An 18834-nucleotide genomic window follows, 5' to 3' on the forward strand; every position below is an offset into this window, starting at 1 on the left:
TAGGGTAGAAGGCATTAGATTACCAAAATTTTCATTAGAATTTATTAATCAGTCCAAGCCTATTTGTTTGTATTTTCCTGTCTTGATATGATGTAGGGACAATATGGTGAACGGAGGCATTTCTTTGAAAAAGGCAGTTAAAGTGGTTGCAGCCCTAATAGAGAATAAGGAGGGGGAAAAATTATGTGCACTTAGGGCCCCCAAAATGTCTATGCCGAACTTGTGGGAATTCCCGGGCGGAAATTCAGAACCAGGAGAAGATCCTTTTACCGCCCTGAGTAGAGAGATTTTTTGAAGAACTGGGCTGTGAAATCAATCCCATTGATGTCTTTCATGAAAACATTCATAACTACGAATTCTTTACTATTCATTTGATTACGATTAAAAGCAAAGTGGTTAAACACATACCAAAGCCTTCTGAACATTCCAAGCCTATATGGCTAAAGAGAGAAAATCTCGGCTCGCTGGTTTGGGCTCCGGCCGATGTCCCTGCGGTGGAGAAACTGATAAGAGAATAGCTCTTCAGTCTTTCCACCGAAAAGTACATTTCGTTGCTGCCACGCCCATTCTATTATTTAGAGGAAAAAAGCCCCTGGGCATCCTCTTATTAAATCACGATAAAGCCTTGATTCTTTCATCAAGCAAGCCGAATACTTTTTCAATCTGCTCTTTTGGAATATTACCGTAGTTGTCCCCGATGCTTAGTTCGAAGTAGCAGGAGTTTTCTCCTGTTTCTCTCAGGTTCCCGGTAATGCCGATGCCTGTTTCTTTATAAATATCTGCCAGGATCGGCACTAGCCTTTCCTTAGCCACACTAAAATGAACATGAAACATATTTGAAACGGGCGTTTGAGGCAATGTGGATACATTCTCGCAGTTATTAAAGTACTCAGCCAGTTCCTTTGATTCCTCATAATACTGCCCCATTTTATTAACTCTTTTGTCAAAGTAATAGTCTGAGCTAATAATATAAGGATAAAGGCTGATTAAATCCCCGCCATGGCGCCTTTTCCATATCTTTGATTCCTCAGTAAAATCCTTTTCTCCTGCAAGGATGGCACCAGCAATTCCGCCAATTCCTTTATAAAAAGAAACATAGACACTATCAAAAAGGCTGCAAACTTCAGCTGCTGTTTTTTCATAGTATGGAAGAACTTCAAATAATCTAGCTCCATCCAGATGAAGTTTAATCCCTTTTTCACGGCAATAAACGGAGATGTTTTCAAGAGTCTGGTAGTCAGGCAATTGTCCACCGATTTCACGCTGGGGCAGCTCCAGCAGCAGGCATGCAATATCCTCATCCATGGATGTCACGTCTTCCAGACAGATTACTCTATGTTTATCTGCAAGCAAAACGGGCTCAATATGATGTAATTCCTTTAGTCCATCTTGTTCATGGATTTCGAGATGGCATAACGGGTGATAAGCTACCTTCTTTGTTCCCTTTCTGTCACACCAGATTCTTAATGCAATCTGTTGTGCCATTGTTCCGCTTGGAAAAAATACAGCCGTGTCCTTCCCCAAATACTCGCCCATTTTGTTCTGGAAGTCCTCTATAATCTGCCCATCTCCATACATATCACTTTCAAGGTGCCCGTCCACATCCTTGAATGCCTCTTTCAGGATTCCAGCCTCTCTAAACCCATTACCGGGTAATTGGTGTTTTGTCTGTTTAAAGGCTTTTAACAGTTCCTCTCCCATGCTATGTACCCCTGTCTATTTTTAAAATGATAAACGATAAATTAAGAATCTTTCATTTGGATTATGCTCGTACAAATCCGGAAGCTTAACTTCCTCTATTAGCTTAAAGGCTGTATGGTTTTCCAGATAAAAAATATAATCCTCGGATGGATAGTAGAATACCAAATCAATATCCCTCGCAACTTTTTCTATCGATAAGAGGATATTGTTTAAAACTTTTATAAATACCTGCACCGAAAACGGATTAAAAAAGTAAAACTGATTATCGCGGGAATCAATATCATATTCCTCCGCAAAAAGCTGGAGGAAGTGGATTTTATTCTCCCTGTTTTTGTGTTTTTGAAGATAAGACTTTCTATTTTTAATGGCATCCTCAAAGTAATCCTTATTCATTTCAATACCCGTTACGGCAGCATCGAAAAAATGATTGATATAGAAGTTTAACCTTCCTTTTCCGCAGCCAAAGTCAACGACTTGTCCATCGGCTTTTATCTCGTAGGTCTCAAACAATTTCTCAAGAGCGCTATAAGGTGTTGGTTCATACGGATGGTAGTGGACTGAACCATTTACCAGCCTTAACCCTCCCTCAGTTTTGATATTGAGTAATTTATCATAGTCATGTTCCTTCATGGTGACTCCTATCAGAGTTAAATCTTTATGTTAAATAATACTAATTGATATAATTAAACTATAACAGTTTAGAAATGATTAGGCTAAGGTGGATAAAGAAATGATAAAAATTATAACGGACAGTTCAGCAGATTTACCTAAGGAATTGCTTGAAAAACATGATATTACCGTTGTTCCCTTAACTGTCACAATGGAAGGAAAGGATTATAGGGAAGGGATTGATTTGAGACCAAAGGAATTTTTTGAAAAAATGTTCCTTTCAGACGATCTGCCCAAAACCTCGCAGCCATCGCCGGCATCCTTTTCAGAGGTTTTCTCAAAATTTGACAGCGATACGGAATTACTCTGCTTCACTATCTCTTCCGGTTTGAGCGGAACATATCAATCTGCCTGTCTTGGCGGGGAACTTTCCAATGCAAGAGTTACGGTTTGGGATACATTGGCCGGATCGCTGGCCCATGGAATCCAAATCCTTTTGGCAGCTGAACTTGCAGAAAAAGACCATACTATGGATGAAATCCTTGCAGAACTGAAAAAGTTCCGGGAAAGAATGAATATTCTTGTTCTTTTGGATACTTTAGAGAATATTGTAAAAGGCGGACGTTTGAGTAAATTCCAGGGTTCTCTGGCAAAAATCCTTAACATAAAGGTTATCCTTGAAGGTGTTAAGGGAGAGGTAGTGATGAAGGAAAAAATTCGCGGCAGAAAGAAATTCCTTAAACGGGTTTACGAGATTATCGGAGAAAGAGAAACGGACTTTTCCAATATTACCTTTGGCATTACCCATACCGGAAATTTTGAAGAAGCCGAAGAAGTAAAGCAGGAGATCATCCGCCAGTTCCAGCCAAAAAAAGTGATCCTGAATTATATGGGTGCAACCATGGGCACCTACGCGGGAAAAGGCGGAATGATTATATCGTTTTAAAAGTAAAGCTCATCCGAAAAATGGATGAGCTTTCTTCTTGAATATACCTTTGCCCGCTCTTGCCCATTTAGAACTCTAAGAGCCAGTAGAAAGTGCTTTTAAGCCATTGTAACACCCTGGATAAAAAAACAGCCATTAAGGTCAATTTTAAAACATGCTTAAATTGTACTTTGTTGATAAGCGTTCGAGCGGATTGATGCCCGCAATGCTGTTTCCTTTTTGATCAAGGGCCGGCCGGGCCAAAAACTCCGATGCCGCACATTCCGGGTACGGATCCCATTATCAGATGTATGTGCACTTATCCGAAGTTTCACTGCACGACGAAATTTTCTAAACGACAAAAAAGGAACGAAGGCCACGCTTACATGTTCTACCTTTCCAAGGAGAACTTCTACCTATTTCCCTCAAACTTCTACTACTTTTCCCTAAACTTCTACTACTTTTTCCTAAACTTCTATTTTCACATAAAAAGGACCGGCATCAGCCGGTCCCCTCGCTTAATTAAAACTCCTATTAAGAAACGCTCTGGTCCGGTCATGCTGAGGATTTGTCAGCAGATCGTCAGGATGTCCAGATTCGATTATTTGGCCATTATCCATGAAAAGAACCCGGTTTGCAACATCCTTAGCAAAGCCCATTTCATGCGTTACAATTACCATCGTCATATGCTCTTCAGCGAGATCCTTCATTACTTTTAACACTTCTCCAGTTAATTCTGGGTCAAGTGCTGAAGTAGGTTCATCAAATAGTAAAATTTCTGGGTTTAGCATTAGCGCCCGGGCAATAGCGACACGCTGTTTTTGTCCGCCTGACAGATTGGCTGGATAAGCATCAGCCCGATTAGTGAGCCCGATTTTTTTCAAAAGCTCAGTGCTTCGGTGCCTAATTGCGACTGGTGACTCCCTTTTTAACATTCTTGGGGCAACTTCCAGATTTTCTGTTACAGTAAGGTGCGGAAACAGATTAAAATGCTGAAAAACCATTCCCATACGAGAAGTGATTTTCTTTAAATCCTGAGGCTTCGAGTAAACCCCATCCTTCACTAGATAATCATCAGCAACACGGATGCTGCCCCCATCTATTTCCTCGAGATGGACAAGACTGCGGAGCATGGTGCTTTTTCCGGAGCCGGAAGGGCCGATGACAGCAACCACATCCTTTTTATTTACTTCAAAGGTAATCTGCTTAAGTACATCCAGATTCCCGTAAGACTTTTTAAGATTGGACACTTCAATAATAGCCAACTTCACCACTCCTTCCTATTCAAATTTAAATCTGCGTTCGAGCCATCTAAAGAACATGCTTAATACGAACGTAATGATTAGATAAATCACACCTGCATAGAAAAAAGGCATGATGGTAAAATCACGGTTAACTGCCGTCTCTGCAAAGTGCAATAACTCTGGCACGGCAACGGCATATAGTAAAGCTGTATCCTTGACCAATGTCACGGATTCATTGGCAACAGCCGGCAGGGCAATCCGGAACATTTGCGGAAGGATGATTTTTCTGGTGGTTTGCCATCTGCTCAAACCCAGAACTTTTGATGCTTCATATTGACCCTTATCAATGGCCAAAAGCCCGCCACGGAAGATTTCAGCAAAGTAAGCCGCATAGTTTAAAGTAAAACCAAGTGCTGCAGCGACAAACCTGTCCAAAACAAGGTATTGGCCAATTCCCGGAATCAGCGGAAGACCAAAACATATAAATAATAGCTGCAGCAGTAATGGCGTACCGCGCATCAAATGAATATAACCCTGACAAAGTAAGGACAATGGTTTAAATTTACTCCTTACTGCCAGCGTTAACAGAAAGCCCAGCGGAATTGAAACAGCAATGGCAATCAAAAACAGCAGGATTGTCGTCTCGGCCCCTTGCAGCATGGGCACAATAATCGTCTTAAAATAATCTGCGGACATAAATTGTTCCTCCACAAACAAAACAGGGTTTCCGAAGGAAATCCTGTTTTGTTTCATTTTTCTTTAACTCTATTTTACTTTAGAACTTTATTTTCGCCAAACCACTTAGTTGAAATCTTTGCGGCTGTGCCGTTTTTATTCATTTTATCCAAAGCTTTTTGAAGCTTGTTTAATAATTCTTCATTACCCTTTTTAACACCTACGCCGTATTCTTCCGGAGCAAGTGATTCATTAAGGAGTTTGTAGTTATCTTTTTCCTGTGACATATAGTACTTAATAACAACTTCGTCAATTACTACTGCATCCAGTCGGCCTGACTTTAAGTCACTAAGTGCGGTAACATTGTCTTTATACTCTGTAACATTTTTGATCTTAGATTTGATTGGATTAGCATCCAAGGCATCTGCTGCGGAAGACATAGATTGAATACCTACATTCTTGCCTGCCAGATTATTTAACTTTGCAATTTTTGAATCAGCAAGAGTAACGACTACCTGTGCATTTTTCAAATAAGGCTTTGTAAATAATACTTTCTTTTTGCGTTCATCAGTAATGGTATATCCGTTCCATATAAGGTCGATACGGCCACTGCTAAGCTCAGATTCCTTTGTGCTCCAGTCGATTGGCTGGAATTTCACTTTTGTTCCCATTTCCTTAGCTGCTGCTTTTGCATAGTCGATATCGAAACCAACTAGTTTATTATCTTTATCGCGGAAACCCATTGGAGCAAATTTGTCATCAATACCAATGACAATCTCTTTGTCCTTACCGGTATCTGTTTTAGAAGAACAGCCAGTTACAACGGAGAAAACTGCTGCAATTATAAGAAGAAATGTAGCTATACGTTTCATTATAAAAGACCACCTTTAATTAATTAATAACACTTTAGTACGTTACCATATTATCAGACTAGCACATTATAACACTTTAACATACTAAAATACAACATAAAAATGGGTCATTTTTCACTGTTCACCTATATGTAAAAAATGGATTTAAAAAGAGGCCTTCCCACTTTGGGAAGCCTCTCTCCAAAAAATTATTCTTTAGCGAATTCAATAGTACTTCTGACCGTATCAATAGGGCGAACCATTCTTTCAATCTGCTCGCGTTTTGGTTCCAGGAATGGAGGAAGCGATAATTTCTCTCCAAGTGTTTCATAGGGCTCATCACCCATAAATCCTGGTCCATCAGTCGCAAACTCGAATAAAATTTGCGGAGCCACTCTTGAGTACAATGATTTAAAGAAGTAGCGATCTACAAAACCTGAGGTCTGGAAGCCGAAGCTTTCCATACGATTAGTCCATTCATCCAGTACAGAACGGTCTTCAACCCTGAAGGCAGCATGGTGTACTGTACCGAATCCCTGCTGAGCAGGAGGTAAAATAGCGTTGTATTCTACTACTACCTGCGCTCCGTTTCCTCCCTCACCTACCTCAAATAAGTGGAAGGCTCCTTCTTTTGCGATCTCTTTGAATAGGAGAACCTTTTCCATCATCTCTTTAAAATAATCAAAGTTAGCGATTCGCACAAAAATAGGGCCCAGGCCAGTAATCGCATATTCTAAAGGAATTGGTCCCTTCTGCCATGGAGTTCCTGATTTAACCCCTTCGTTGTTCTCATCGGAAATTAATTGATATTGCTGGTCATCAAAGTCTACAAAGGAAAGAGTCTTGGTACCAAACTGTTCTTTAATACCTGTATGCTTTACTTCCAGACGGTCAAAACGACTAACCCAATATTCAAGTGCTTCGTCACTTGGCACACGGAAGCTTGTTTTTGAAATCTCATTTGTACCGTGAATACCTTTTGGAATTCCCGGAAAATCAAAGAAAGTCATATCAGTACCCGGGCTGCCAGCGTCATCTGCAAAAAATAAATGGTAGGTCTGGATATCATCCTGGTTAACCGTTTTTTTAACCAAACGCATTCCTAAAACATAGGTGAAAAATTCATAGTTCTTTTCCGCACTGCTTGTAATCGCAGTCACGTGGTGGATCCCCTTTAATCCGTTCATTTTAGAACCTCCATTATTAACTGGATCAGGAATATACACTTTAATATTTCCTTTACCAGGTATTCTAATCTTATTTTGAAAATTATCTTTAATTCCAATATCTTTAATTCGAAGTAATTTTATCATGGATTCTTTTTAAAGTCAAAAGAGGCAGCCAGTCATCGGACTGCTGCCTCTTAGTTTAACTGTTAACTTGTATAGGGTTGGTATTTCGAATCGTTTTCTTATTCCTCGTGCGAAGGAACCTTTCTGCCAGGGCTAAGTTAAATCCAATTGATATGAAAATTGCAAGAGGAAATCCAATTGAGAATCCTAATCCCAGCATAAACACAGAGATCGGCATTGAAATTCTGAACGTCACAAATACTAGTGTAATGGCATAGCTTCGCAGCATCCATTCCTGGTGACTTTGAATATTGCGCTGCCGTATTCTTTTATAGCCCATAAAGGTCGAAGCAAACCAGAGGATATCCAGAAAAGCAAATCCAATTCCAGAGCCTAGTCCCCCTGTTGCATAAAATGCTAGATAAATACCTGCTGGAACACTTAGAAAAATTGAAGTCATATAGGTTTTTCCAATAGTATGGTGGATCTTTTTGTTCTTTCTGCTCGATTTTAAGAATTGAAAAGGCCCTAAAATCAACGCAATGGAACCTGTGGTTACATGGAAAAATAAAAAATACTTCCAGACATCATAGGGAAAGTTCTTTATGCTTTCAAACTTTCCGCTTATAATCCCCGTTTTTTTTGGATCCATTACTACATATGCTATAACGATATATGCCATAAATAGTGCTATTACCAGATAACATAATAAGACCCAAACATTTACTCTTCGTTTAGCCAATCATATCTCCCCCAACCTTGTTTTCTATTTGATACCTTTTAGGATGGCCTCTACATGGAACCGGATTAATGAATTTTCATTATTCCATTGAAAGCCTGGAAACTTTATTAATAAAGATGTAATCCCGTGCAATGAAGCCCAGATAGACTGTGACACAAGCTGGACATCGGCCGTTTTAATAACTTTGGAATCCATAGCCCTTTTTACAGATTCCATTAGCAAAAGAAATCCTTTGTAGCGGTCATTATTTGGTAAATCCATCTGGTGCTGCTGATCGATATTGCCTATAAAAATGAATTGATAATAATCTGGATTGCTTAATCCGAAACCAATATAACCATATAAAGCTGCATTTAACCTTTCTTCCTCACTGCTTCCTTCACTTTTAGCAACCGCCTCCTCCAGGCTATTAAGAAAAATCCGATAGCTATAACTTAAAAGATGCTGCAGTATTTCTTCCTTATTTGCAAAATAGTTATAGATGGCAGTAGGTGAGTATTCGATTTTCTGAGCAATCTTTCTCATCGATACATTTTTATAACCTTCTGATGTAAATAGCTGTACTGCCGCGTTGATAATATCCAGTTTCATTTCTTCTACTTCCTGCTGCCTCTTTTCTCTTCTGCCCATTTAAAAAATTCACTCCTGATGCATTTATTTAACACTGTTAAATTTATTTAACAACGTTAATTATACATCTTTTTCCATATTAGTAAATTAGTTATTATAGGGATTTTTATAAAAAAATTCGACAAATAAACCGGGGCAGAGTATCCCCGGTTTTACCTTTAGCTTATGCTTCAACTATATCAGGCTGTTTATAAACTTCATGATTAAATTCATCGGTTGCTTTACTTGTCAGGACTCCGGCAGTGATTGCCCCACTAACATTTAATGCTGTACGCCCCATGTCTATTAGTGGCTCAACCGAAATTAACAGACCAACAATAGCAATCGGAAGGTTCATCACCGATAATACGATAAGAGCCGCGAAGGTAGCTCCTCCCCCTACACCCGCTATTCCAAAAGAACTTATCATGACTACTAAGATCAAGGTGATGATAAAGGAGAAGCTGGTTGGGTCTACTCCTGCAGCAGGGGCGACCATTACAGCAAGCATGGCTGGATATATCCCTGCACAGCCATTCTGCCCAATTGACAGACCAAACGATCCGGCAAAGTTGGCAATCCCTTCTGACACACCCAAATCCTTTGTCTGCGTTTTAATAGTCATAGGCAAAGTTCCGGCACTGGTACGTGAAGTAAAAGCAAAGGTCAGTGTAGGTAATGCCTTTTTACATAAGATATAGGACTTAATTTTGCTAATGACAGCAGCAATAAATGGACAAGGAACATAATAATAAGCGCCACATAGGATGCAATAACAAATGTGCCTAATTTGGCTATAGCAGCATAATCACTCGTTGCAGCTACTCTGGTGATTATAGCAAAAATCCCGTACGGTGAAAGGCGGAGAATCAGCCTGACAATCCTCATTACAATTGAATAACCCATATCAATAGCCTTTGAAAAAAGGACAGCCGTTTCAGACTCCTTTCGATTTACTCCCAGGTAAGCAAAACCAACAAAGGCTGCGAAAATAACAACTGCAATCGTTGAGGTCGGACGGGCACCGGTTAAATCCTGAAATGGATTGGCCGGCAGGAGCTGGACTATTTGCTGAGGAAGAGTTGCATCTTTTACTGTCGCAAAGGTTTGCTGTAATTGCTCATTCCGGGAAGCTTCGGCATCTCCGGAATTTAAATGTACACCATCAAGGCCAAATCCCAATGCAGAACCAATTCCAATTGCTCCAGAAATGGCGGTCGTTCCAAGCAAAATACCGAGAACCAGGAAGCTAATTTTCCCAATATTCTTCGTTAATTGAAGCTTTGTAAAGGCACTGACGATTGAGATAAATACAAGAGGCATGATAATCATTTGAAGAAGCTTTACATAACCGATACCTACCACATTAAACCAGTCAACAGATTTTACTGTTACCTCGTCCGTTGTTCCGTAAATATAATGAATAATAAAACCGAAGATAATACCTAACCCCAAAGCAGTGAAAACACGTTTAGAAAAGGATACATGCTTTTTTTGCAGCTTAAACAAACCGGCTAATAGCAGCAGAAAAACAGCGAGATTAACAATGATCAAAAAGATATTCATTCTTCACCCCTCCTTTTTAACAACATATGAATAGTGAAAAATTATTATTCCAACCTGACAGGTATGCTTTAAAATAAAACTGCATTGCTCCCGGTAATATGGTGTAACCTAAATTTGAAGCAGAAAGGAAAAGGAGGTATGAAAATTGTTGTCAGATATGTTTGATCAGGACCAGATTGGTACATCTATTCAGACATTTAGCATTATTAAAACCAATGAAGTGGCAGATGGCTTTGAGGTACTGCTTAATATTGATTTAAACAGCGGTTATGAACTTGAAGATGTAAAGATGAAAATTACCTTTGAGGATATGGAAGCATATGAAACAAAGGACATACAGGAAAGTGTAAAATACGCATTAGGTTTTTTTCATTAGAAGTATAAAAAGGTGCAAGCGCCCTGGTTAGCCCCAACAGGCATAAGACGAATCACGTAGTCATCCTCGGAAAAGCTAAAGCTTTTCCTTCGTGCGAGGCGGATGCTTCCGAAGGGTTCCTTGTCCTGATTTCTGAAGTGATTTGGCTTATGACCCCGAGGGGCTAGGCGCTGAAGCTAGATTACAATAACCGAGTTCGGAGCTATCCACAAGGTAAAAATCTGTAATTTCCAAAACGATAAAAAAGCTGCCTGGATGATTCCTGGCAGCTTTTTCAATCTTTATCGTTCTGTTTTATATCCACTTTTCCGTTAAGCTCCTCCGAGTATTCGGTCAGTAATTCAGGCTGATACCTTTTGACAATATACCCTTCCTCTCTTTTAGAACGGGCATGGAAGCGTGTTTTCATGGCTAAATAAATTAATCCAAAGAAAATGACCAATACGATTCCAGCAATAAGTCCTGTTGTTTGTCCTTTTATTAACGGCATGCTTAACAAAACAATGACCAAGCTGATTAAAGCAATCCAGGATGTATATGGGAATCCCGGCATTTGACAAACTCCCCCGGGAGGGCATCCATGCTTTTTCCGGAATTTAATGTGGCTTGCCATTATCACTGCATAGGTAAAAATTAATGTGAAACCGCTTGTCGTTATTAAAACTAAATAAACCCTTGGAAACAATAGTCCGAATCCTAATCCTAACAGCATGGCAACCCCTGAAAAGATGATTCCTTTATAAGGCACGTCTGTTTCATCTCTAAGGAATCTCGGCGCATGGCCTTCAAGCTCTAGAGACCTGATCATTCTTCCTAGGCCGAAAATAGCTGCAAGCATGGCCGAGAGACTCGCGGAAATCAAAACCACATTTATTGCTGAACCAGCCCAGGTAATGCCCCATCTATTTAAGGATTGTACCATCGGACTCTTTCCTTCATATAGTGACGCTGTTGGAATCAGTGGCATTAATACCAGTGCATAAAGCAGATATAAGCCAACAAGGCCAATAACGGTATTACGAATCGCTTTAGGTATTGTTTCTGTTGGGTTTTCTGTCTCAGTAGCGGCCAATGCAATAATCTCAAAACCTGCATATGCGAAAACAACAAGAAGCATACTTCCGGCTATACCCTTTATACCTCCTGGCGCTATTGGTTCTCTTAATATTTCACCAGCACCAATTGCTTTCGCTCCAGGCAGCAATCCAAGAATTAAGACGATCGCCGTAATGATAAAAAAGATAATCGCAAATATTTTAACGAAGGAGAGCCCGCTTGCAAGCCTTCCTACCAAATGAGCGCCCAAGAGATTAAGCAGAGTTACACCAATAATAATAATGCTTCCCAATATTCCGATGGATACATGAGGGTACCAATTTCTAACTAGAATTGATATTGCCGTCCCTTCACTGGACATGGAAATAATGGTGCCTGTCCAATATAGCCAGCCTACAACGAAACCTGTTCCCGGCCCAAGCTGCTGAGCTGCAAAGCTGCTAAAGGATCCGACAGACGGACTTGCTACAGTCATCTCCGACAAAGCGTAGAGGATTAGATAAACCAGTACTCCACCCAATATATATGACAAAATAGTAGATGGCCCAGCAGCATGAATGGCAACTGAAGATCCGAGGAAAAAGGAGCCCCCAATCACACTTCCCAAAGCCATCATTGTGAGATGCCATGAAGAAAGTCCTTTACGTGTATTTTCCATTACCTTTCTCTCCCATACCTGTTTTTGAAAATTGATGTCTAAATTATTCTTTACTCAATAGGAGAAAAAGATTCGAAAAAAAATAGCAGAGTAGTGTCTACTCTGCTTTAAACCAACTGTTCTCTTGTCTGTTTCGCTTTCTGTTCCTCTTTAATTAAGATACTTCCGATTAAGCCCATAATAGCAAAGGCAACGGGAATGATAAATCCAAAGTGATAGCCTGTAATGACAGAACTGGAATGGAAATGATCCAGCACTTTCCCGAAAATCACAGGCAGAAGGACAGCGCTCAAAAATCCTCCTGTATTGGCAAATCCCGAGATTACTCCGACCTCTTTTATATTAAATGACTGACGGACTACAACAAAGGTAAGCGCACTGGCTCCATTACCGAAACCAATAATAAAAAACAGGGTCACTAACAGGAAGAATGGAGGCTTCCCATTAAATAATAGGAACACGGCCCAGCTTAAGACAATCAGGATATGGACGGCCATATATGGACGTTTAATCGAGTCTAACCGGTTTGTAATCCAGCTAGATAGCGGACCGCCAATCATTGCTCCAATCAGACCAAGCATTATCAGCTGGCTGGCATGGGATCTGGTCATTCCGTATATATGCATTCCATAAGGCACCGCCCAAGAACCAATAAATCCTACATATGTACCTACAGCACCAAAGTGGCAAAAGAAGGTGGCCCAAGCTTGTTTAGTAGAAAAAACACGGCTTAAGAGTCCTAGTAAGTTTTCACGTTTACGCTCTTTTTTAGCTGGTACAATAAAGTTCATTTGTTTGGGTTTTTTAACAAGCACTACAAATAGAAGCAAAGCCACTAGACATAGAACAATTCCTGAAATTAGAAATGGCTGTCTCCAGCCTGCAGACGCAATCCACGCGGAAAATGGAAAGGTCGCGAGTAAAAATCCAAGGCTGCCGCTCATACCGGCAATACCCAGCAATCCAACGAATTCCTTTACTTTGAACCATTGGCTTAAAATTAGCACTAAATTGACCCAAATAGTCGCATCCCCTATCCCCACCATCAGTCTGGCGATAAGAAGAACATGCTCATTAGGGGCAATACTGTAAACCAGGGTACCTAAACCGTTAATAAGAGTTCCTGCAATAAGAAAGATATTTGGTCCAAAACGATCAGATAAAATCCCAATGGGAATCTGCAAACCTGCATATGCAAAAAACTGTACACTCGTCAGCAATCCAATTACAGAAGCTGAAACATTAAAATCCTTCATTAATTGATCCGAAATTAATCCTGGCGCCGTCCTTTGACTTACAATCAAACAGTAAGCCAACAATACGGACGAAAAAACAATCCATCTATACTTGCTATTCTGCTTTTCCACTATCGAAATCTCCTGTTAGTAAAATCATTAATTTTGATTATACTCCTAATTTGCTTTATTCAACATTTTAAAAACTAAAAAAAGAAAAGTATCCAGTTTATTTTAAGTACCCAACAATTTTTGTGTTTTTAATTTTTCGAGTAAACCACATATTCGGCACTTGCCATTCCAAGATTTTCATGTATTAAAGAATCACTGGTTATTATCTGCTCTAAGAACTAAAATCCTATCATCACAAATTATTGCATCAGGCGTCTTTGGAGGCTTGATTGTTTGTCTGCTATTTTTTCTTCCACTGGTTTTACAATATAGGGCTGAAAAGACGCTGGTCAGTTATTAAACGAATGAGTACTGGATTTACTATTTTCATTATTTTAGTATCGACTTTTTTTATTAAATAGGCCAAACAATACTCATCCAATAAAGATGAATAACAGCTACCACAGAATACACACTGCATACGGCTATTAATGAAAATTTAAAGACCTGCTTATTAAGGTCAATTTTAAATAAAGAATACAACAATACGAGGCTTAGGCAGGTTTTCAGGAAGACAATCCCCTCAGGAGGCATTCCTGCTAAAAGTGGATTACTTTCATTGAAGAGGTGCAGTTTCATCCCTATATATGTGCTTAGACAATCGAATAAATTTAAGGCAGCAAGTAAGAAACCCCATTTTTTCATGGCCTCTACCCTCCCGGATGACAATTTAGGATAGTTTATTCCCAAGCTCAGTTTATATTCCATCCATATTTTCCTTACATAAATACCCGCAAGAGGTTCTTTTATCACTAAAATGAACCAATTTGTCTCATACTATCTTGAAGAGGATTAGAATGAGGTGTTTGTTTTGTTCCGATTAACCTTCCATATCATATTGATTGGGTTATGCTCTGCTCTTTTTGGGTTTGTTTATAATACATTTTTCATCCCACATAAATTAGCATCCGGCGGTGTCAGCGGGATTGCTTTCTTTGTTCATCATTTTTTACATATTAATACTGGATTGGTCATTTTAATCATCAATATTCCCCTTTTGCTTCTTGGCATTAAATACTTAGGAAAAAGATTTATCGTGCTTACCATTTATTCCGTCCTGGTGATGTCCTTTAGTATGAAATACATTCCTATACATGCGATTAGCAATGATATTCTGCTGTCATCGATTATTGGCGGTGCACTTTATGGAATTGCCGTTGGTATCATTATTCGGATTGGTGGTTCTACTGGGGGGACGGATATTGTCAGTCTCATTCTTGCCAGAAAAAAAAACCTGCAGGTTGGGTTAATGAATATTTGTATGAATCTAATCGTTGTGGGTATATCGGGGCTGGTATTTGGCTGGAATATTACGTTGTATACGATTATCGCTATTTATGTATCTGGCCGTGCAGTGGATATGGTTTATACAACTCAAAACAAATTAACCTTAACGATAGTTACGGAAAAATATCAGGAGCTTAGTGACGCCCTAATTCATTTACACGCTAGAGGAGTTACCATTACTGACGCGGAAGGTGCCTATACCCATAAACCAAAAAAAATTCTCACAACTGTTATTACTAAATACGAATTAAATGAAACCAAACATACAATTAAAATGACCGACCCCAAGGCCTTTGTAAACATAACGCAGACACTTGAAGTGATGGGACACTTCCGAAAGAGCTAAGAAAAATCCCTTATGTTGATCAATATATAGATTTTTCTCAGCCCGCTTAAATGGACCTCCTTTTTATCCGTTATGAAAATAACCTGAAAAGGCCTTCCCTATAACCTGAAGGCCCTTTTATATTTTCGGTTGCTTATTTTTATTGCTGATCGTTTTGTTATTTTTTATCCCGATCTATACTTCCTTTAATAGGCTCACCGGTTTTTTCATCAAGGAAAAGTCTTTGAGTATGTGGTCCCTTTTTGAAATCAAACATATTTTCAATGCTGTCAGCTTTCGCATCAAGGGATCCTCCGCCAATACGCTCCAGATTCCAGTTATCCTCAATAAATTTAAGAATAGAAGTTTGATCCGTTGCTGTATGGTCTACAAAATTGCTCTTTGCATATGGTGAGACTACTAACAGCGGCAATCTTGGACCATACCCTGCTTTCCCCGACTCAACCGTTTGACCGTTGTTTGGACCATAAACATGATCATACCAGCCATCTGAATCATCATATGCTATCACTACGGCAGTATCTTTCCACTCAGGTGTTTTTTGCAGATGGTTAATCGTATTGACAATAAATTGCTGCTCATCTAATGGGTCTGAATAACCTGCATGGCCATCCTGATACATAGGAGCTTTAAGATAGCTCACACTTGGCATATTCCCATTATCAACAGCAGTCCAGAAATCCTTCATATCATATTGGTGGTTGGCCTGATCCTGCTTCCCTATCATTTCTGACGAACTTGGAGCCTTATGGTCCGGGTTGGCGGTGGACTTGTAATATTCGAATGGCTGGTGATGCGGGCTGTAATCAGTCACTTGCGCTCCGCCTATATTTGTACTCTTGTGAGTTGGATCAGCAAAGCCACCCTGGAACCAGCCCCAAGTAATACCTTTTACATTAAGCAAATCGCCAACATTTTTGTTTGTATCATCCATTGCAGCAGTTACGCCAGTTGAAGCCTTATCAAAATATGGATTCGGATCCCCTGTGACTGTTCTATTTTCATATTCATTTTTAACATCGCCGGTTTCTTTTTGGCCGTTCTTGTCATATAAGGTTGACCCGTTTGTTTCACCTGAAATGAGGTTTATGGCGCCAGGTGTCGATGGACCAAATACAGTTCCAAAGGAATTATCACTCATTGCAAAGTTTTGGGCATAATTCCAAAGAGCAGTGACCGTGTTCCCATCATAATAGTTCATAACGATTTTGGGATCACTGCCTTTTCCGACGGTCTCAACAAACTTGTCCATTTTTCCGCCATCTGCAGCAGCTATTTCATCATGATACGCGTGGTCCATATCGGCAGTCATGGCTTGGGAACGATCTAAGCGTACAGGGTTTGCGGCATTGGGATTATTGGTAATCAGATTGGTTTTTGAAATATTTGGCTGGGTCCCGTTATAATCCTTTGGAGTTATTAAATTATTAACCTCTGGGGTATTATCTTTAGCGGTAAATTTCGGTTCACCTTTAATGTTCAAGGCGTAGGGATATGTACCAAAGTAATGATCAAATGATACGTTCTCACCGAAAATAACCACCACATGTTTAATCGGTGTCTTTGTTTGCACCTTTGCTTCCTTAGAATGTACGCTTTCTTTTTTATTGTCCTGGGCATTAACTTGTTTATTCACTGCAGGAGATACCGCCAAGATAGTACCTAAAGCTGCAGCACTCAGAACGTTAATAACTTTAGCCAATTTCTTCCGATCCATAAAAACGCCTCCTAAAGATTTTCCTCTCTATCATCTATAATTTAATAGATTTATGTAAAGGCGGTATTAAAATAACGTTACGTTATTGAAAATTAATTTTTAAATATTATTACAAACATTCTTTTTAAAAAATTCCTCTATTGCATAAAAAAAACCTAATCTGCTAAGGGATTAGGCATGTTTTTTTAGAAATATTATATTTCATATATTTTACAACATCTGCAAGACGTTTATCATGTACCACAAAAGGTTCGGTAAGGATAATCCGAGTCAGGTGGCAGTGTACAATAATCAACCTGTTCAGGAGAGTGGGCGTAAGGATCAGAGAGGGCATTAAGCAGCCGTTCCAAGACACTGTAGTCTCCCTTTTTCTCGGCTGCCTCAAGTGCCTCTTCCACCCGGTGATTTCGAGGAATCACTGCGGGATTACTGTTCCGCATGAGTTGAACTGAGGCGTCCTTAGATTCCTCCTGCTTCCCTAATCTTGTCTGCCACCTTTCATACCACTCAGCTAATTCAGGTGTTCCGTTAAGCACTGTATCTTCCAGCTTATCAAATGTTAATGCTATGAAGGTATTGGTATAATCCGCGTTATACTTCTCCATCATTTTCAGAAGATCAGCAAAAAGGGCCTGGTCGTTTTCTTCTTCATTAAAGAGTCCAAGTTTAGCTCTCATTCCATCCAGCCAATACTTTTGAAACAAATCAGAAAAACTAGAAAGCGCAGCCTCTGCCAATTCAACAGCCTTCTCTTCATTTTCATGCAGAAGCGACAATATGGCTTCCGCAAAACGCGAAAGGTTCCAGACGCCAATATACGGCTGATTTCCAAATGCATAACGTCCTTCCCGGTCAATCGAACTGAATACTGTTGCCGGGTCAAAGGTATCCATAAAGGCACAAGGGCCATAATCAATGGTTTCACCACTTATGGCCATGTTATCGGTGTTCATTACCCCGTGAATAAAACCAACCAGCTGCCATTTGGCAATAAGCTCTGCTTGGCCCTTAATTACTTCCTTAAGCAGCGAAAGATATGGATTATCATCCTTTTCAACTTCCGAATAATGGCGCTTAATAGTATAGTCCGCTAATGCCCTGAGTTCCTCAACACTTCCCCAGGTTGAAACGTATTGAAAAGTACCTACTCGGATATGACTTGCCGCCACCCGGGTGAGAATAGCACCGGGCAGTTTAGTTTCACGGATAATGGTTTCACCCGATGTCACTACTGCCAGACTTCTGGTTGTAGGAATACCAAGACCGTGCATGGCTTCACTAATGATATATTCACGCAGCATCGGTCCTAGAGCCGCACGGCCATCACCACCACGGGAGTATCGCGTTCTTCCTGAACCTTTAAGCTGAATATCAAACCGTTCCCCTTCTGGTGTAATATGCTCTCCAAGCAGTACAGCCCGGCCATCTCCTAACATGGAAAAATGGCCAAATTGGTGCCCAGCATAAGCTTGGGCAAGAGGTGAAGCACCATCTGGAATAATGTTTCCCGCAAATACAGCTGCTCCCTTCTCACTTTTAAGCTCTTCAGCATTCAGTCCTAAAGACTCTGCCAGTGAATCATTTAGAATGACTACCTTTGGTGAGCTTACTGGAGTCGGGTTTTGACTTGTAAAAAATGATTTCGGCAGTCGAGCATAACTATTGTCAAAGTTCCATCCTTGTTCTTTTATCATCGTATCTCCTTTCCTTTATTGGCTTTTTCCCTTTATGGTTTCTGCTTTTATTAGAAGCTTTTTTGCCTGTTAATTTAGTA

At 39.9% G+C, this 18834-nt stretch carries 17 protein-coding genes and 2 pseudogenes; 4 read left to right on the forward strand and 15 right to left on the reverse strand.

What is annotated here, in order from left to right:
• The first annotated feature begins 124 nt into the window (after positions 1-124).
• On the forward strand, positions 125-295 hold the full coding sequence (locus G8761_RS28260) for an NUDIX domain-containing protein (protein WP_338000958.1): 171 nt from the start codon (positions 125-127) through the stop codon (positions 293-295).
• Positions 296-612: 317 nt separating this feature from the next.
• On the opposite strand, the gene G8761_RS13760 is transcribed toward G8761_RS28260, so the two are convergent.
• Together G8761_RS13760 and G8761_RS13765 are read right to left on the reverse strand one after the other, a co-directional pair.
• Positions 613-1701: a threonine aldolase family protein gene (locus tag G8761_RS13760; protein ID WP_166027594.1), complete on the reverse strand. Its 1089-nt coding sequence runs from the start codon at positions 1699-1701 to the stop codon at positions 613-615.
• 21 nt (positions 1702-1722) lie between these two features.
• Positions 1723-2331, reverse strand: coding sequence for a class I SAM-dependent methyltransferase (locus tag G8761_RS13765; protein ID WP_166027596.1), 609 nt, complete (start codon positions 2329-2331; stop codon positions 1723-1725).
• Between the two features lie 100 nt (positions 2332-2431).
• Here G8761_RS13765 and G8761_RS13770 point away from each other — a divergent pair, with 100 nt between their 5' ends.
• Positions 2432-3256: a DegV family protein gene (locus tag G8761_RS13770; RefSeq protein WP_166027598.1), complete on the forward strand. Its 825-nt coding sequence runs from the start codon at positions 2432-2434 to the stop codon at positions 3254-3256.
• A gap of 147 nt (positions 3257-3403) precedes the next feature.
• Here the strand turns inward: G8761_RS13770 and G8761_RS13775 are convergent.
• The 8 genes and pseudogenes from G8761_RS13775 to G8761_RS13810 form a co-directional block, all read right to left on the reverse strand.
• Positions 3404-3539: pseudogene (locus tag G8761_RS13775) on the reverse strand (glutaminase); the annotation flags it as partial.
• A 214-nt stretch (positions 3540-3753) separates the two neighbouring features.
• Entirely contained in the window at positions 3754-4500 is a 747-nt protein-coding gene (locus tag G8761_RS13780; RefSeq protein ID WP_207789211.1) for an amino acid ABC transporter ATP-binding protein, read from the reverse strand.
• Between the two features lie 15 nt (positions 4501-4515).
• Positions 4516-5175: an amino acid ABC transporter permease gene (locus tag G8761_RS13785; protein ID WP_166027600.1), complete on the reverse strand. Its 660-nt coding sequence runs from the start codon at positions 5173-5175 to the stop codon at positions 4516-4518.
• Between the two features lie 74 nt (positions 5176-5249).
• A complete protein-coding gene (locus G8761_RS13790; RefSeq protein WP_207789212.1) occupies positions 5250-6026 on the reverse strand; it encodes an amino acid ABC transporter substrate-binding protein in 777 nt (258 codons plus the stop codon).
• Between the two features lie 188 nt (positions 6027-6214).
• Positions 6215-7192 (reverse strand): ring-cleaving dioxygenase, encoded by a 978-nt coding sequence (locus G8761_RS13795; RefSeq protein ID WP_166027602.1) that lies wholly within the window; start codon positions 7190-7192, stop codon positions 6215-6217.
• A 181-nt stretch (positions 7193-7373) separates the two neighbouring features.
• Positions 7374-8039 carry a DUF2306 domain-containing protein gene (locus tag G8761_RS13800; protein ID WP_166027604.1) on the reverse strand — a complete coding sequence of 222 codons (666 nt, stop codon included), beginning with the start codon at positions 8037-8039 and terminating at the stop codon, positions 7374-7376.
• A gap of 24 nt (positions 8040-8063) precedes the next feature.
• Entirely contained in the window at positions 8064-8669 is a 606-nt protein-coding gene (locus tag G8761_RS13805; RefSeq protein WP_166027606.1) for a TetR/AcrR family transcriptional regulator, read from the reverse strand.
• A gap of 163 nt (positions 8670-8832) precedes the next feature.
• Positions 8833-10214 (reverse strand): annotated as a pseudogene (locus G8761_RS13810) (L-cystine transporter).
• A 145-nt stretch (positions 10215-10359) separates the two neighbouring features.
• On the opposite strand from G8761_RS13810, the gene G8761_RS13815 reads away from it, so the two are divergent.
• Positions 10360-10590 carry a hypothetical protein gene (locus G8761_RS13815; RefSeq protein ID WP_243450015.1) on the forward strand — a complete coding sequence of 77 codons (231 nt, stop codon included), beginning with the start codon at positions 10360-10362 and terminating at the stop codon, positions 10588-10590.
• 274 nt (positions 10591-10864) lie between these two features.
• Here the strand turns inward: G8761_RS13815 and G8761_RS13820 are convergent, their stop codons facing one another.
• The 3 genes from G8761_RS13820 to G8761_RS13830 form a co-directional block, all read right to left on the reverse strand.
• The gene (locus G8761_RS13820) at positions 10865-12304 is read right to left on the reverse strand and encodes an amino acid permease (RefSeq protein WP_166027608.1); all 1440 of its coding nucleotides are present in this window, start codon (positions 12302-12304) and stop codon (positions 10865-10867) included.
• Positions 12305-12411: 107 nt separating this feature from the next.
• Positions 12412-13671 carry an MFS transporter gene (locus G8761_RS13825; protein ID WP_166027610.1) on the reverse strand — a complete coding sequence of 420 codons (1260 nt, stop codon included), beginning with the start codon at positions 13669-13671 and terminating at the stop codon, positions 12412-12414.
• A 393-nt stretch (positions 13672-14064) separates the two neighbouring features.
• Complete coding sequence (locus tag G8761_RS13830; RefSeq protein WP_166027612.1) at positions 14065-14355, reverse strand: DUF5658 family protein; 291 nt, start codon at positions 14353-14355, stop codon at positions 14065-14067.
• Between the two features lie 166 nt (positions 14356-14521).
• On the opposite strand from G8761_RS13830, the gene G8761_RS13835 reads away from it, so the two are divergent.
• The gene (locus tag G8761_RS13835; protein WP_166027614.1) at positions 14522-15343 is read left to right on the forward strand and encodes a YitT family protein; all 822 of its coding nucleotides are present in this window, start codon (positions 14522-14524) and stop codon (positions 15341-15343) included.
• A gap of 157 nt (positions 15344-15500) precedes the next feature.
• On the opposite strand, the gene G8761_RS13840 is transcribed toward G8761_RS13835, so the two are convergent.
• Together G8761_RS13840 and G8761_RS13845 are read right to left on the reverse strand one after the other, a co-directional pair.
• Positions 15501-17060, reverse strand: coding sequence for a phospholipase C (locus G8761_RS13840; protein ID WP_166027616.1), 1560 nt, complete (start codon positions 17058-17060; stop codon positions 15501-15503).
• Between the two features lie 233 nt (positions 17061-17293).
• The gene (locus tag G8761_RS13845; protein ID WP_166027618.1) at positions 17294-18754 is read right to left on the reverse strand and encodes a protein adenylyltransferase SelO; all 1461 of its coding nucleotides are present in this window, start codon (positions 18752-18754) and stop codon (positions 17294-17296) included.
• Between the last annotated feature and the right edge of the window lie 80 nt (positions 18755-18834).

The organism is Neobacillus terrae, assembly GCF_011393025.1.
Taxonomy (GTDB): domain Bacteria; phylum Bacillota; class Bacilli; order Bacillales; family Cytobacillaceae; genus Neobacillus_A; species Neobacillus_A terrae.

What these genes read in the sequence shown, in the direction of transcription:
- G8761_RS13760 (WP_166027594.1), bottom strand. Translation starts at nt 1,701, where the DNA reads ATGGGAGAGGAACTGTTAAAAGCCTTTAAACAGACAAAACACCAATTA.
- G8761_RS13765 (WP_166027596.1), bottom strand. Translation starts at nt 2,331, where the DNA reads ATGAAGGAACATGACTATGATAAATTACTCAATATCAAAACTGAGGGA.
- G8761_RS13770 (WP_166027598.1), top strand. Translation starts at nt 2,432, where the DNA reads ATGATAAAAATTATAACGGACAGTTCAGCAGATTTACCTAAGGAATTG.
- G8761_RS13785 (WP_166027600.1), bottom strand. Translation starts at nt 5,175, where the DNA reads ATGTCCGCAGATTATTTTAAGACGATTATTGTGCCCATGCTGCAAGGG.
- G8761_RS13790 (WP_207789212.1), bottom strand. Translation starts at nt 6,026, where the DNA reads ATGAAACGTATAGCTACATTTCTTCTTATAATTGCAGCAGTTTTCTCC.
- G8761_RS13795 (WP_166027602.1), bottom strand. Translation starts at nt 7,192, where the DNA reads ATGAACGGATTAAAGGGGATCCACCACGTGACTGCGATTACAAGCAGT.
- G8761_RS13805 (WP_166027606.1), bottom strand. Translation starts at nt 8,669, where the DNA reads ATGGGCAGAAGAGAAAAGAGGCAGCAGGAAGTAGAAGAAATGAAACTG.
- G8761_RS13820 (WP_166027608.1), bottom strand. Translation starts at nt 12,304, where the DNA reads ATGGAAAATACACGTAAAGGACTTTCTTCATGGCATCTCACAATGATG.
- G8761_RS13830 (WP_166027612.1), bottom strand. Translation starts at nt 14,355, where the DNA reads ATGAAAAAATGGGGTTTCTTACTTGCTGCCTTAAATTTATTCGATTGT.
- G8761_RS13840 (WP_166027616.1), bottom strand. Translation starts at nt 17,060, where the DNA reads ATGGATCGGAAGAAATTGGCTAAAGTTATTAACGTTCTGAGTGCTGCA.
- G8761_RS13845 (WP_166027618.1), bottom strand. Translation starts at nt 18,754, where the DNA reads ATGATAAAAGAACAAGGATGGAACTTTGACAATAGTTATGCTCGACTG.